General features: G+C 50.3%; 10 protein-coding genes. 4 read left to right on the top strand and 6 right to left on the bottom strand.

Annotation, left to right across the window (positions count from 1 at the left end; translation table 11 throughout):
* Window positions 1-25: 25 nt before the first annotated feature.
* Together modF and modE are read right to left on the bottom strand one after the other, a co-directional pair.
* On the bottom strand, window positions 26-1,492 hold the full coding sequence (gene modF, locus RSC70_RS03120) for a molybdate ABC transporter ATP-binding protein ModF (RefSeq protein WP_332541635.1): 1,467 nt from the start codon (window positions 1,490-1,492) through the stop codon (window positions 26-28).
* Window positions 1,493-1,648: 156 nt separating this feature from the next.
* The gene (gene modE, locus RSC70_RS03115; protein WP_282813981.1) at window positions 1,649-2,440 is read right to left on the bottom strand and encodes a molybdenum-dependent transcriptional regulator; all 792 of its coding nucleotides are present in this window, start codon (window positions 2,438-2,440) and stop codon (window positions 1,649-1,651) included.
* 206 nt (window positions 2,441-2,646) lie between these two features.
* Between modE and RSC70_RS03110 the strand changes: the two genes are divergently transcribed.
* The 4 genes from RSC70_RS03110 (at window position 2,647) to modC (ending at window position 5,515) form a co-directional block, all read left to right on the top strand.
* Window positions 2,647-2,796: an AcrZ family multidrug efflux pump-associated protein gene (locus RSC70_RS03110; protein WP_040045565.1), complete on the top strand. Its 150-nt coding sequence runs from the start codon at window positions 2,647-2,649 to the stop codon at window positions 2,794-2,796.
* Window positions 2,797-2,994: 198 nt separating this feature from the next.
* Window positions 2,995-3,762: a molybdate ABC transporter substrate-binding protein gene (gene modA / locus RSC70_RS03105; protein WP_181875337.1), complete on the top strand. Its 768-nt coding sequence runs from the start codon at window positions 2,995-2,997 to the stop codon at window positions 3,760-3,762.
* A complete protein-coding gene (gene modB / locus RSC70_RS03100) occupies window positions 3,762-4,451 on the top strand; it encodes a molybdate ABC transporter permease subunit (protein WP_025797515.1) in 690 nt (229 codons plus the stop codon). Before modA ends, modB begins: the two co-directional genes overlap by 1 nt.
* Before the next feature lie 5 nt (window positions 4,452-4,456).
* Entirely contained in the window at window positions 4,457-5,515 is a 1,059-nt protein-coding gene (gene modC / locus RSC70_RS03095; RefSeq protein ID WP_282807665.1) for a molybdenum ABC transporter ATP-binding protein ModC, read from the top strand.
* Between the two features lie 624 nt (window positions 5,516-6,139).
* On the opposite strand, the gene RSC70_RS03090 is transcribed toward modC, so the two are convergent.
* From RSC70_RS03090 to bioA, 4 genes are all read right to left on the bottom strand, one after another.
* Complete coding sequence (locus RSC70_RS03090; RefSeq protein ID WP_130998422.1) at window positions 6,140-6,958, bottom strand: pyridoxal phosphatase; 819 nt, start codon at window positions 6,956-6,958, stop codon at window positions 6,140-6,142.
* Window positions 6,959-7,083: 125 nt separating this feature from the next.
* Window positions 7,084-10,341 carry a DEAD/DEAH box helicase gene (locus RSC70_RS03085; RefSeq protein WP_332541633.1) on the bottom strand — a complete coding sequence of 1,086 codons (3,258 nt, stop codon included), beginning with the start codon at window positions 10,339-10,341 and terminating at the stop codon, window positions 7,084-7,086.
* 183 nt (window positions 10,342-10,524) lie between these two features.
* The gene (ggt, locus tag RSC70_RS03080) at window positions 10,525-12,288 is read right to left on the bottom strand and encodes a gamma-glutamyltransferase (protein WP_332541632.1); all 1,764 of its coding nucleotides are present in this window, start codon (window positions 12,286-12,288) and stop codon (window positions 10,525-10,527) included.
* A gap of 180 nt (window positions 12,289-12,468) precedes the next feature.
* Complete coding sequence (gene bioA / locus RSC70_RS03075; protein WP_332541631.1) at window positions 12,469-13,758, bottom strand: adenosylmethionine--8-amino-7-oxononanoate transaminase; 1,290 nt, start codon at window positions 13,756-13,758, stop codon at window positions 12,469-12,471.
* Window positions 13,759-13,809 lie beyond the last annotated feature (51 nt).

Genomic DNA, 13,809 nt, shown 5'->3' with positions numbered 1-13,809 from the left:
AGAGGCAAAGCAGATGAGCAGGGCGTTATAACCGATCGGTTTGGTAGCGATAGGTATCGCCATCGGGGACAAATGTCAGGCGATGAGTTATGCAATCGGGGGCATCTTCTGCATGATGAGAAACAAATAGCAACTGGCTATTGCCGTCGGTCATCAGAATATCAATCCAGCGTTTAACCAGTTGGCGATTAATGGGGTCAAGCCCTTGTAATGGTTCATCTAAAATTAACAATGCGGGATGTTTCACTAATGCACGAGCGATCAGCGCCAAACGCTGTTGTCCCCATGAGAGATCGTGGAAAGGGTGATGACTCAGCGCCTGCATGCCCAGCATTTCCAGCCATTGATCGGTCAGTTTTTCCTGCCTGTCGGATGTAGTCTGATAAATGCCAATTGAATCTAAAAAACCGGACAAAATGACGTTACGCAAGCTGATGCTAACGCGATATTCCAGATGCAGGTTACTGCTTACATAGCCGATGTGTTTTTTGATATCCCAAATGGTTTCACCGCTTCCGCGACGGCGGCCAAACAACGTGAGATCGTTGCTATATCCCTGCGGGTGATCACCGGTGATCAAGCTGAGCAGCGTTGATTTACCTGCGCCGTTAGGGCCGACGATTTGCCAATGTTGTTGAGGATCGACCTGCCAATCAAGATGGTTGAGTATGGGGCGATCGTTATAGTGAACGCAGCCATTTTTAAGCATGATACGTGGCTGATCGCGAGGTAACCGATCCTGTTGACGAGGATCTTCGGTTTCGGGCAATCGCATCTCCGCAAGGCTTTCACTGTGAGCTAACTGCGCGACTAACGCCTGTGATAAGACATCTAAGCGATTCCCTACATGGGTGAGTTCGCATTCTGCCAACACCCCAACATGCTCAATAAAATCAGGGATATCATCAAACCGGTTAAGCACTAAAACCGTCGTCACCCCCTGAGCGTTTAGCGTTTGTAGCATCTGTGCTAATTGCGCCCGCGAGTTAACGTCTAATCCATCAAAGGGTTCGTCTAACACCAGCAAATCAGGCTGGCTCATCAGCGTTTGGCACAGCAAAGCTTTGCGCGTTTCACCGGTCGAAAGATATTTAAAGCGACGGTTGAGCAACGGCTCAATACCAAACTGAGCAGCTAATTGTTGGCAGCGTTTTGAGTCTTTCACTTCAGACTGAATAATTTCGGCGGTAGTGCGGCCAGTATCATCTTCGCCTTCGCTAAGCATGTCGGTGTTATTACGCTGCCATTCGTCGCTAAGTAGCTTTTGCAATTGCTCAAAAGAGAGGCGGATAGGGTGAACGAATGCTGATGTTGCTTCGCCATTAAGCTGTGGTAAATCCTGCGTGAGCGCCCGTGCCAGCGCTGATTTTCCACTGCCGTTTGCACCGACAAATGCCCAGCTTTCGCCAGAATGAAGGGTGAGTTCTGGTAAAAAAAGCGTTCGCGTATCGCCGAGGCGAAAACGGGCTTGGCTAAAGCTTAATGAGGTCATACGGTATACGGCTCCCTAAAAAGTTTTCAGCTATTAGGGATAAGCAGTACGCCTTGGGGTGTCAAGGCTAGCAGCGGGAGATTTCATACGAAAGAATGATAACGGTGCGATATCCCTCCGATTAAAGAGGGAGCGCTATTTTATCGGCATCGGTGCTTAGGCTAAGGTGGCTAAAATCACCTGATCGGCATTGAACTGAGCCGTTACCGTTTCACCTAAGCTTAGCTTCAGATGAGTCATGGTTTGGTTATCAACGGTAGAACAGAGCGTAACGCCGCCGTCGAGCTGCACCAGCACTTCGCTGTTTTCAGCACCCGACTGAATGTGGCTCACTTTGCCGGTTAAGTTGTTATCTGCGGCATGAGCGAGCGCCGCGTCTGTGGTTAATTTCACCCACGGGGCTTTGATTAATACCAATACTTCTTTACCGGGAGCCAGCGCTAAACGCTCGGCGCTTTGCTCCGTGATAGCGGCGCGCAGCAAGGTTTTTCCATCGGCGAGCAGTACGCTGATGTGCTGCTGTACCTGCTGGTGGTCGCGTTCGGTGACGGTGCCAAAAAACTGGTTACGGGCGCTGGTTTGTAAGGAAAAACGCGCGATCGCGGCCAGCAGGCTATCTAAGGGAAGATCGTCCTTGTTTAGCACGTCGAACGCTTTTTGTTGGATCTGCCCAAGCAGATCGTAAAGGGCAATCAGGCGCTCGCCGTAGCGGGTGATTTTGGCACCGCCGCCGCCTTTACCGCCGGTTGCGCGATCGACCAATGACTCTTCGGAAAGCTGGTTCATCTCATTCACGGCATCCCAAGCGCTTTTATAGCTGATCCCAGCTAGCTTCGCGCCCTGACTGATAGAACCGGTGTGGCGGACCTGTTTGAGTAATTCAATCCGACGCGGATCGGCAAACAGGCGTTGCTGGAGTTTTAGCGTCAGTAAAATTTCGGCTTGCATTAGGGTTCATCCTTCACAGGTTATGCTTTCATTTTCGCTGATAACGCCCCCAAGACGCAAACCGCATATGCGAATAACTTCAGACCGCACGTTTAGGGCGTACAATTTGCGCTAAGCTGTTTAATATATGCAGCGAGATTCTGTATTATGAGTCAGTATGAGATAGTGTGGCTGAATTGCTGCAACCAACACTGAGTGAGGCTGTTATGTTGGAATTATTAAAGAGTCTGGTATTTGCTGCAATCATGGTTCCCGTGGTTATGGCTGCCATTCTTGGCTTGATTTATGGCTTGGGAGAGGTGTTTAACATTGTCTCCGGCGTTGGTCATTCTGATGAAAAACGTTCTAATCACTAAAACGTGATATTTTTTACGAAACGCCCAGCGATAATCGCTGGGCGTTTTTGTTTGAGACGCCGCAAACTTTTTCGATAAATCAAACTCACTTCATGTTTACCGATATCGCACCGATATTGTCAGTGACACTGATGTTGCTCACGTCATATAATCAAATACATAACGTATGGGCATCACATCATTTTAATGGGGTCACTGATGAAAGCATGGAATAAGTTGGTTGTAGGTACGGTTCTGGCCGTTGGCGTAAGTCAGGTTGCTATCGCACAAGAAAAAGTTACCGTATTTGCAGCGGCGTCCTTAACTAACGCACTGCAAGATATTGCTGCACAGTATGAAAAAGGAAAAGACGTAAAAGTTGTTTCTTCCTTTGCCTCCTCTTCCACGCTTGCGCGCCAAATCGACCAAGGCGCTCCAGCAGACCTCTTCATCTCTGCAGACCAGCAGTGGATGGATTTCGCGATTGATAAAAAAGCGATGGTTGCTGATACCCGCATCACTCTGTTGGGTAATGAATTGGTGTTGGTCGCCTCAAAAGACAGCAAGATCGATAAAGTGAATATCGACAAAAAAACCGATTGGAAAGCATTGTTGAACGGTGGCCGTTTGGCGGTGGGCGATCCTGATCACGTTCCTGCTGGCATCTATGCGAAAGAAGCATTACAGAAATTGGGTGCGTGGGATGAGCTATCTCCACTCATGGCTCGTGCTAACGATGTGCGCGCCGCGCTGGCCTTGGTGGAACGCGACGAAGCACCTTTAGGTATTGTTTACGGCTCTGATGCTGTCGCGAGCAAAAAAGTGAAAGTTGTTGGTATCTTCCCAGCGGATTCACATAAGCCTGTTGAATATCCAATGGCCATTGTGAAAGATAAACAAACGCCAGCGGTAAAAGCATTTTATGACTATCTGCGCACGCCGGAAGCTGCGGCTATCTTCACCCGTTATGGATTTACCCCGCGCTAATGTTTCTGAGTGCATATGAGTGGGAAGCGGTCGTCCTGAGCCTACAGGTTGCAGGAACGGCCGTTATCTTTAGTCTACCCGTCGGTATTTTTACTGCGTGGGTGTTGGTGCGCTGCAATTTCCCTGGCAAGTCTCTGCTTGATAGCATTATTCATCTGCCGCTGGTTTTACCTCCGGTTGTGATTGGTTATTTGCTATTAATCGGCATGGGCCGTAAGGGTGTGATTGGCGCGTGGCTTTATGACTGGTTTGGTTTTAGTTTCAGTTTTAGCTGGCATGGTGCGGCGTTAGCTTCTGCGGTGGTGGCGTTTCCTCTGATGGTTCGAGCCATTCGTCTCGCGTTGGCGGCAGTTGACTCCAAGCTTGAGCTGGCTGCGCGCACTCTGGGAGCAAATCCATGGCGGGTATTTTTCACCATTACTCTGCCGCTCTCGTTCCCCGGTATTCTGGCTGGAACCGTACTGGCGTTTGCTCGTTCACTCGGTGAATTTGGTGCAACGATTACCTTTGTATCTAATATTCCTGGCGAAACCCGAACTATTCCTCTCGCAATGTATACCCTAATTGAAACTCCGGGCGCAGAAGCGGATGCCGCTCGTCTGTGTGCTATTGCGATTGTTTTATCTTTGGTTTCATTGCTGCTGTCTGAATGGCTGGCGCGATGGAGTCAGAAGCGGTTGGGAGGCTAAGGCGCATGCTAGAGCTTGATATACATCAGCGCCTTGGCGATTTGAATCTCGACGTTAAAGCAACGCTTCCCTCAAAGGGCATTACGGCTATTTTTGGATTATCCGGCGCGGGAAAAACATCGCTTATTAATGTGATCGGTGGGCTGACTCGCCCGCAAAAAGGGTCTGTCGTGCTCAACGGTAGGGCATTAGTCGACACTACGCGCCGTATTTGTTTACCGCCGGAAAAGCGTCGTATTGGCTACGTTTTTCAAGATGCGCGTTTGTTTCCTCATTACCGTGTGCGTGGAAATCTGGAATACGGCATGGCTGCGTTGATGCGTCCGCAATTTGACAACATCGTTAAATTGCTAGGTATTGAGGCACTGCTGGACCGTTTTCCATTTAGCTTGTCAGGTGGTGAAAAACAACGCGTTGCAATTGGGCGCGCGTTGTTAACAGCCCCTGAAGTTTTGCTGATGGACGAGCCTTTGGCATCGTTAGACGTTCCCCGTAAACGTGAGCTTTTGCCGTACCTAGAGCGTTTGGCACAAGACGTGAATATCCCCATCCTTTATGTAAGCCACAGTATGGATGAAATTTTACGCTTGGCTGAATATGTATTGCTGCTTGATCAAGGCCAAGTCCGCGCGTTTGGCGAGCTTGAAGAGGTTTGGGCGAGCAGCGCTTTGCGCCCTTGGCTGCAAAAAGAAGAGCAGAGCAGCGTGCTCAACGTCAGCGTATTAAAGCATCATGAGCACTATGCCATGACGGCGTTATCGCTGGGGGAGCAGCATATTTGGGTGGGAAAACTCGATGCAGCACCGCATAGCCAACTGCGCATTCGCATTAATGCTGCGGATGTATCGCTAGTTTTAGAGCCTCCTGCGTCAACAAGCATTCGTAATATCTTGGCGGCAACGGTAGTAGAGTGCTTGGATGTCGATGCGCAAGTGGAAGTGAAGCTAACGGTGGGAGAGGCAATCCTATGGGCGCGAATTACCCCGTGGGCGCGTGATGAACTCAATATTCACGTGGGCCAAAAGCTGTATGCGCAAATTAAAAGTGTGTCGATCAGTCGTTAATATTCGCAAATAAATAAAACAAAAAACTCCGCCTAGTGCGGAGTTTTTTGTTTATGCGCCCAACGGTTGGTTACCGAAGGCGAAAAATGTACGACACGATCACCCTAACGAGAAGAGTATAACGATAGGCTCACGCCATTCGCAATACACGAATAACTTAATATAGTTGTAAATTTGGCGAAATATACAGATGTGAATAACTGTATATATAATCAGTATTGTTAGGGAGGCATGCCAATGTGGATGAAAGAAGATTTCTTAAGTCCTAGCTGGAACGGGTGGTGCTGACCAGTGCCTTGGCTTGGAGTATGGCACGATCGCCCTAACATGTGATCCCAGTGTGGCGATAGGCAATGTAAAGGTAAGTCATGCAGGCGTCATGCTCCTTATGCAGGGAGCAAACGGATGAGTCTATTATCAGCAATAATTGTTGTTTTAGAGTTCATCGTCGCAGCGATGCGGCTGATTAGATTACTGTTCAATAATATCTAAGAAATGATATCTAGAGCGGCAAGCTAAAACGTAGCTAAGGTGTGAGGGAATACACCTCCCTCACCCTTTAACATCGGTTGACTCGAGTACGGTTGGCTCGAATAGATATCTTGCGGAGTCGGTTGAATGAAACTACAGAACTTTTTGCTTCAGAAAATCGGCAATAGATGTCTCTTCATTTCCACCGATAACGGCTTTGGCACGCGCTTTTACTTCGTCGGCGCTGTTGCCCATAGCAACACCGAGCCCGACACTTTCTAGCATGCTGATGTCGTTAAAGTTATCGCCAAAGGCAATCACTTCAGACATATCAATGCCGCGTGAGGCGACGTATTCAGCGAGTCGATTACCTTTGCTGTTGCCCGCTTGCGCAACGTCGACCTGATCGTGCCAAGACCATTCACAGGCGAGTCCCAGATCAGTTTCGATGCCGTTGGCAAAAGCGCGCAATTTGGCAATATCGGTATCGGAGGTAGCGAACTTCCAGATAGCGTTAACATCGTTAGCGGCTTGCTGGAGGCTTTCAACCTGAAGCAGGGTTGGACGCTGGTTTTCAGGCAGAGATTCAGCCCAAGCATGAGAGCGAATAACATGGCCGCTGGTTTGTTGATACAACATAGCGTCATCGACGTACATCAGGCCGTGGATATCAGCATCGTTTAGGCGTTCTAACACTTGATGAGCTTGCTCAGCGGTCAACGGGTTTGATGCCAGCACGCTGCGCGCCTGATAGTCATACAGATAGGTGCCATTGCAGCAAATAGCCGGGGTGTTGAGGTTAAGAGCCTGATAGAAGGGATGAATGGCAATATGATGGCGACCGGTAACGATCATCACTTCTAAACCTGCTTTGCGTGCCAAATCTAGCGCAGCCAGCGACTCAGGAAGTATCTGTTTACGACTGGTTAGCAGGGTGCCGTCCAGATCAAGCGCAATCATGCGGTAGCTCATAAGCATTCCTTTAATAGGTAATAATAAGTCTGTTTATAATCGGCGTATTCTCATTAAGGGCAAATGTTACACCTCAATGCTGATTTGAAAAATGGAAAACTGTTCGAGCGGCTTACCGCACGGCTTCAATTTATCGGCTCAAATAGCGCACTAAGATCGTCAGCCGAGAACTTCGTGGACCCGCTGGTATCCTCAGACAAAATGCTGTCAGCCAGCGCGGCTTTTTTATCCTGTAGCGCCACGATTTTCTCTTCAATGCTGCCAGCGGCAATCAGTTTGTAAACGAACACCGGTTTGTCTTGCCCCATTCGGTGCGCACGGTCGGTCGCCTGATTTTCAGCCGCGGGATTCCACCACGGATCGTAATGGATCACCGTATCCGCCGCAGTCAGATTTAACCCAACGCCGCCGGCTTTTAAGCTGATTAAAAACAGGGGAACGTCGCCCCGTTGGAAACGCTGTACTGGCGCATGACGATCCGCCGTTGAGCCGGTCAACGTGACGTAGGCAATGCCGGCTTTATCCAATGCCTGTGAGATTAAATCCAGCATGCCGGTGAACTGGGAGAACAATAGTATACGGCGACCTTCGTCGATCATCTCAGGCAGGAGTTCGAGCAGCAGCTCGAGCTTGGCTGATTCTTTCACCAATGCTGCTTTTTCTAAATTGACCAAACGAGGGTCGCAACAAACTTGGCGCAGTTTAAGCAATGCGTCCAAAACGATAATATGGCTGCGCGCCATGCCTTGAGAGTCAATGGCGGTGCGAACTTTTTCCTGCATCGCGGTACGTACCGTTTCATACAGATCGCGCTGTGAGTCCTTTAGTTCAACGGTGCGTAACAGCGTGGTTTTTGGTGGCAGCTCGGTGGCGACGTCATCTTTGCGGCGGCGCAGCATGAATGGGCGGATGCGTCGAACCAGTAAGTCACGACGCACGGCGTCCCCGTCTCTTTCGATAGGCACGCGCCAGCGCTGGTTAAACTCTTTTTGGCTGCCGAGGAAACCAGGCAGCAAAAAGTCGAATAACGACCAAATTTCACCCAGATGATTTTCCAGCGGCGTGCCGGTTAAACATAAACGATGGCGTGCATTGAGGTCACGTAGTGCGGTGGCTGCACGCGTAGTCGCATTTTTAACGTACTGTGCCTCATCAAGGATCAACAGATGGTAATCATGTTGGGTGAGGACCTTCTGATCTCGCCACAGCAGAGAGTAGGTGGTCAAGATCAGGTCGCACTGTTCAATGCGATCAAAATGATCTTTTCGCTGCGGTCCGCTGAGAACGAGCACATTAAGATCGGGAGTAAAACGGGCGGCTTCTTCGCGCCAGTTGTGTACCAAGGTGGTGGGCACTACGATAAGCGCAGGACGGTCGAGCCTGCCTGATTCTTTTTCCAGCAGGATATGCGCCAGCGTTTGCACCGTTTTGCCCAGCCCCATATCGTCAGCCAGCACGCCGGAGATGTTTTGTTCGCGTAGAAACTGCATCCAGCTCAGACCTTGATGCTGATAGCCACGTAGCGTTGCCTGAAGGCCTGTCGGAACCGGCACCAGCTGTAATCCCGGCCCATCCTGTAAACGCTGAGCCAAAGCCTGAATAGAGGTTTCTCCGTGGAACTGCCAGCGTCCTGTATCGCTTAAAGCGGCCAAGCGGCCTGCATCAAGCGCGGAAACCTTCAGGGTTTCCTTGCCATGACCTAATTGTGCAAACAGGTCGACAAGTACGCGAACGACCGGTTTGAGGCGATTGGCAGCGATACGCAAACGCTCGCCTTGCTCGGTGCTAAGAATAATGCCTTCATCATCGTCGATAGTTTCGAGTTCGCCGTCTAACCAGCGGCGATCGCGACGAAACAGGTCAGCCAGCAAAGGCTCGAGTCGAACGGTACGGTCGCCGACTAAAATACCCATTTCAACGTCAAACCAACCTTCGTCGCCTGACTGGATGCTGCCGCTAATATCGTTGATTTCAATAATATTGAAGTTGGAATCATGGGTCATCACGATACGCCAGCCTTTGTTTTCCAAAGTCGGAAGCGTATGGCTGACAAATGAAGGCCAACTTTCAGGATTTGGCAGGCCGTAAATAGTATCAGGTAATGAAGGCGGCCGAGTTTTGTCGCTTAGCGTGATGAGTTCTAGGCCGCAATTTTTAAGCTCTTTGGCGCGTTGTTTTTCAATATCGTTACGTCGCTGAATTTGAATCACATTGCCGTTGTCAGCGGGGAATAGCGTGGTGTCCTGTTTAGGATCAACGCTAATCCCATCGTAATCGAAGGAAAACGTTGCAAAGTCGAGAGGCCAATTACGATAGCCATAGTTGCCAAAACCGCCCATATACACGTTTTGGGTATCAAGCTGCAAAACGGGAACGGGTTCGACGTCAATAACGCGAAGCTCTGAAGAACTCATGCTCGGCGGCAAAGGTAGCTCGGGTGCGACTTCGCCCAGTACCGCAGCCACTAACGGCGCTTCACTCAGTGAAATCGGGGGCATGGACAAAAACTCATCCAACTGAGCGAAGGCGTGATTGAGCTCAACGGTACCCGCTTCGCCGCTTTGCGTATCGATATACCACGGCGGCGTGGTGGGCAACACCCATGATGCCTGAGGCTGAACCTGCAATATAGGGCGCAGACGATGATCGGGCAGGCGCTGCCACTGAACTTCACCCGGACGTTGCTCGCCCAAATATAAGGGCTCGTTGGAATCAATCACAAAGAAACGGCCCGTGGCCATCATTTTGCGGATCAGTTCTGCGCCGCTGGTACCCTGCAATTCAAACGCCATCATGCCGTTGCGTGGTCGTTCGATCCACAGCTCGCGCAGGATTTGAAAATCTTCAGGCGTAACAAATTTAGGTGGCTTAACCAGCGCGGGCTCAATATTGTGCCACTGCTGATCGATGCTGCGTACGGAGCCGTCTTTATCTAACTTTGCTTTGAAGAGCCGAATTTCATGATGCTGTCGGTGTTCTGACCATGCCAATACGTAGGCTAAAGTCTGAGTGGGTTTTTTGGCTGCCACAGAGGATGTTTGTTGAGCGCGGAAAGCTTCTAGCCAACGTAATAGTTCGGGACGCGCACCAGTGGCTGTGGGTTCTTGCTCTTCAAGGCCGGCTAAAAGAACGGCCGCAACGTGTTTACAGTTAAAGCCCACGGGGCATGAGCACTCACCCTCAATGCGTAACTGGTTTTGTTTATCGTGGAAGTAGATAACCACCGCGTAGGGGCGTCTTTCGGTTCCCTGTACCTTGGCCGTGAGCATATTGCCCTGCCAGTGGAGTTGCGAAACGGCTCGCGAATAATCTCGCGCCTTGGCCAAGGTCGCATGACCTAACCAATGAGCAACCTGAGTTCGGTCATAGGAAACTGACGGCATTATCTTGATCTCTTCTTCATCGTTTGAAAGGAAAATGACAGCACATAGACGTTGAGAAGTTTTCACCCAATGATGCAGCTGCGCGCACCCGCGTGAAAAAAAGAAAGGGTATTCTAACAGATAAACGGCCACAAAGGGGGATGCCCCTAGTCTCTAGGGGCGGAAGTAGGCTCAATTTGCTAATCAGTAGCCAACGGCAGAACCCGAAGGGCGTCGAACATCGTTAGCGCCGTAGATAAATCCTTCGCGCACTTTCCCTGATACCGCCGAGTCATTGCCCGAACTCTCTGAGCTAACACCGGCGGCGCCCGGTAGGCCGACCATAATCAATTCAGCGGCACCCCAAGGTGTTTGTTCAACGAGTTTATAGCCGCGTTCCTGTAACAGTTTTTGGGTGTCTGCCGAGAGGCCGCGCTGTTCGAAGTAAACTTCATCCGGCAGCCATTGGTGATGAATTCGAGGGGCATCGACGGCTTCTTGCGGTGTCATGCCGTGGTCGATAACGTTCAACACTGTTTGCAATGTGATGGTGATGATTCGCGATCCACCCGGAGAGCCAACAACCATAAAGACTTTGCCATCTTTGGTCACCAGCGTTGGCGTCATGGATGACAGAGGGCGTTTACCCGGTGCGATAGCGTTGGTTGCGCCCTGCACTAAGCCATACATATTTTGTTCACCCACTTTGACGGTGAAATCATCCATCTCATCGTTAAGGAAAAATCCGGTGCCGGGCGCAATCACGACGGAACCAAAACGTCCGTTAATGGTATAGGTCGTGGAAACGGCATTACCGTTATGGTCAACGATAGAGTAGTGCGTGGTTTCTGGTTTTTCATGAGGTTCCATACCAGGTTGAACGCGGCTTGAGGGCGTGACGAGCTCAGGCTGGATCTGCTTACGAATTTCGACGGCGTACTCTTTGCTGAGCAGTTTTTCCGTAGGGTTCTTCACAAATGCGGGATCGCCCAAAAACGTATTGCGATCCATATAGGCATGGCGCATTGCTTCCGTCATGGTATGAATGGTTTGGGCAGAATTAAAGCCAGATGCCTTGAGGTCGTAGCCTTCCAAAACGTTGAGAATTTCGCAAAGCGTAACCCCACCTGAACTTGGTGGTGGTGCAGATACAAATTGATAGCCGCGATAAGAGCAGGTAATCGGCGCAGTTTCTGCGATGCGAAAATCGGCGAAGTCTTTAGCCGTCAGGATCCCGCCTCCTTTTTTCGCCGCGGCTTCAACGGCCTGAGGGATTTTCCCCTGATAAAAAGCATCGGGGCCGTTTTGTGCGATAGATTCAAGTGTGTTAGCGAGATCGGTTTGAATCAGCCGATCGCCAGGCTGAAGAGGATCGCCGTTTTCACGTAAAAAGATGCGCGCGGCTTCGGGATCGTCACGAAATTTAGCAATGGTGGTATCCAAAATATCGGTATCACCACGATTGAGAATAAAGCCTTCGCGGGCCAGTTTGATGGCCGGCTCCATCACCTGTTGACGTGTGAGTTTGCCATATTTACGCTGCGCGGTATCGAGCCCTAAAACCGTTCCCGGAACACCAGCGGCAAGATAACCATAGAGGCTGGCACCTTTCTTCACGTTTCCTTTTTCATCGAGATACATATTGGCGCTGGCAGCGGCCGGTGCCGTTTCACGGAAGTTAATAAAAGTATCTTCACCGTTGGCTAAATGTATGGTCATAAAACCGCCACCACCAATATTACCGCAGCAAGGATTAACCACCGCCTGCGCGTAGCCAACGGCGACAGCGGCATCAATGGCATTGCCCCCCATTTTGAGGATATCGACCCCAACCTGAGAGGCCAGATGTTGAGAGCTAACAACCATACCGTTTTTTGCCTCAACGGCGGGCATTGATGCAGCGTTAGCGCCCTGTAATAGGGCGAGAGAAAGCGCTGAAGCCATCAGCGCAAGTGGCCATTTCTTCATCTATAACTCCTGTCTAATTCGATTATTAGTGCGTATTCACACTCATAGGTGTGAGTTATCGTTATGCCGCTTATTATTTAAGCAAAAACGAGACCACCAAAAGGTGATCTCGCTAATAAGCGTAGACAGGAAATAGATACTCCGAACTTTCAGGTTTACTGCTAGGGCTTTTTTATCAAGCTATTCCAGAAAGTGTTCTGCTTGCTCTAAGGCGGTGGATACGGCCCGAGTCAGCTTGGTGAGTTGTTCTGCAGAAATAATATAAGGCGGCATCAGATAAATTAATTTACCGAAAGGACGCACCCAAACCCCTTGTTCGACGAAATAGCGCTGTAAGTTAGCCATATTCACCGCTTTATGCGTTTCGATGACGCCAATAGCGCCTAGGACGCGAGCCTGTTTCACCTGAGGGTGATCATTAAGCGGCAAGAGCTCTTGCTGTAGCTGGTGTTCTATCGCCGCGACCTGCGTTTTCCACTCTCCGCTGGCAAGAATATCCAAACTGGCTACCGCCGTGGCGCAGGCGAGTGGGTTACCCATAAACGTAGGGCCATGCATGAAGCATCCCGCTTCGCCGTTGCTGATCGTTTCTGCCACATTTCGCGTGGTGATAGTGGCAGATAAGGTCATATAGCCACCGGTTATGGCTTTGCCTAAACATAAAATATCTGGAGTGATCCCCGCGTGCTCGCAGGCAAAAAGCTTACCGGTACGGCCAAACCCCGTCGCAATTTCATCGGCGATGAGCAAGATCCCATGACGCTCGCAGGCGGCTCGGACAAGCTTAAGATAACGCGGATGATAGAAACGCATTCCTCCGGCACCTTGAACGATGGGCTCCAGAATAACCGCCGCGATATCCTGATGATGCGCCGACAGCAGGCGGGCAAAAGGCACAAAGTCCATTTCATTCCACTCATCGCCAAATGCACACTGTGGAGCGGGTGCAAACAGATGCTCAGGAAGATATCCCTGATACAAGCTGTGCATGGAGTTTTTCGGATCGCATACCGACATGGCACCGAAAGTATCACCGTGATAACCGTTGCTTAGGGTTAGAAAACGCTGACGTTTCTCCCCGCGCGCATGCCAATACTGCAATGCCATTTTCATCGCCACTTCCACCGCGACGGAACCGGAATCTGCAAGGAAAACGCACTCAAGCTCTTCAGGCGTGATATTCACCAAGCGCTGGCATAGGGCAACAGCGGAAGGATGAGTGATCCCGCCAAACATCACATGTGACATGGCTGAAAGTTGTTGAGTCACGGCGTGGTTCAGCGCGGGATGATTGTATCCGTGAATCGCGGCCCACCACGAAGACATGCCGTCGACCAACTGACGCCCATCCTCCAAATGCAGTTCACACCCGTGTGCTGAAGTCACGGGATAACAGGGCAATGGCTGGGTCATTGACGTGTACGGATGCCAGATGTGGCGGCGGTCGAACTCGATATCAGATGGGGTCATAATAAGTATTGGTAAACTAAAATTGTGATCATTTGGTTGACAGTGTACCGC

It is taken from the genome of Hafnia sp., from assembly GCF_036648275.1.
Classification (GTDB): Bacteria; Pseudomonadota; Gammaproteobacteria; order Enterobacterales; family Enterobacteriaceae; genus Hafnia; species Hafnia alvei.
Note: the sequence above shows the minus strand (reverse complement) of the source record. Positions and strands in the feature narration are given on the sequence as shown.

Coding starts and splice junctions, on each gene's coding strand:
- modF (WP_332541635.1), bottom strand. CDS start 1,492: ATGACCTCATTAAGCTTTAGCCAAGCCCGTTTTCGCCTCGGCGATACG.
- modE (WP_282813981.1), bottom strand. CDS start 2,440: ATGCAAGCCGAAATTTTACTGACGCTAAAACTCCAGCAACGCCTGTTT.
- RSC70_RS03110 (WP_040045565.1), top strand. CDS start 2,647: ATGTTGGAATTATTAAAGAGTCTGGTATTTGCTGCAATCATGGTTCCC.
- modA (WP_181875337.1), top strand. CDS start 2,995: ATGAAAGCATGGAATAAGTTGGTTGTAGGTACGGTTCTGGCCGTTGGC.
- modB (WP_025797515.1), top strand. CDS start 3,762: ATGTTTCTGAGTGCATATGAGTGGGAAGCGGTCGTCCTGAGCCTACAG.
- modC (WP_282807665.1), top strand. CDS start 4,457: ATGCTAGAGCTTGATATACATCAGCGCCTTGGCGATTTGAATCTCGAC.
- RSC70_RS03090 (WP_130998422.1), bottom strand. CDS start 6,958: ATGAGCTACCGCATGATTGCGCTTGATCTGGACGGCACCCTGCTAACC.
- RSC70_RS03085 (WP_332541633.1), bottom strand. CDS start 10,341: ATGCCGTCAGTTTCCTATGACCGAACTCAGGTTGCTCATTGGTTAGGT.
- ggt (WP_332541632.1), bottom strand. CDS start 12,288: ATGAAGAAATGGCCACTTGCGCTGATGGCTTCAGCGCTTTCTCTCGCC.
- bioA (WP_332541631.1), bottom strand. CDS start 13,758: ATGACCCCATCTGATATCGAGTTCGACCGCCGCCACATCTGGCATCCG.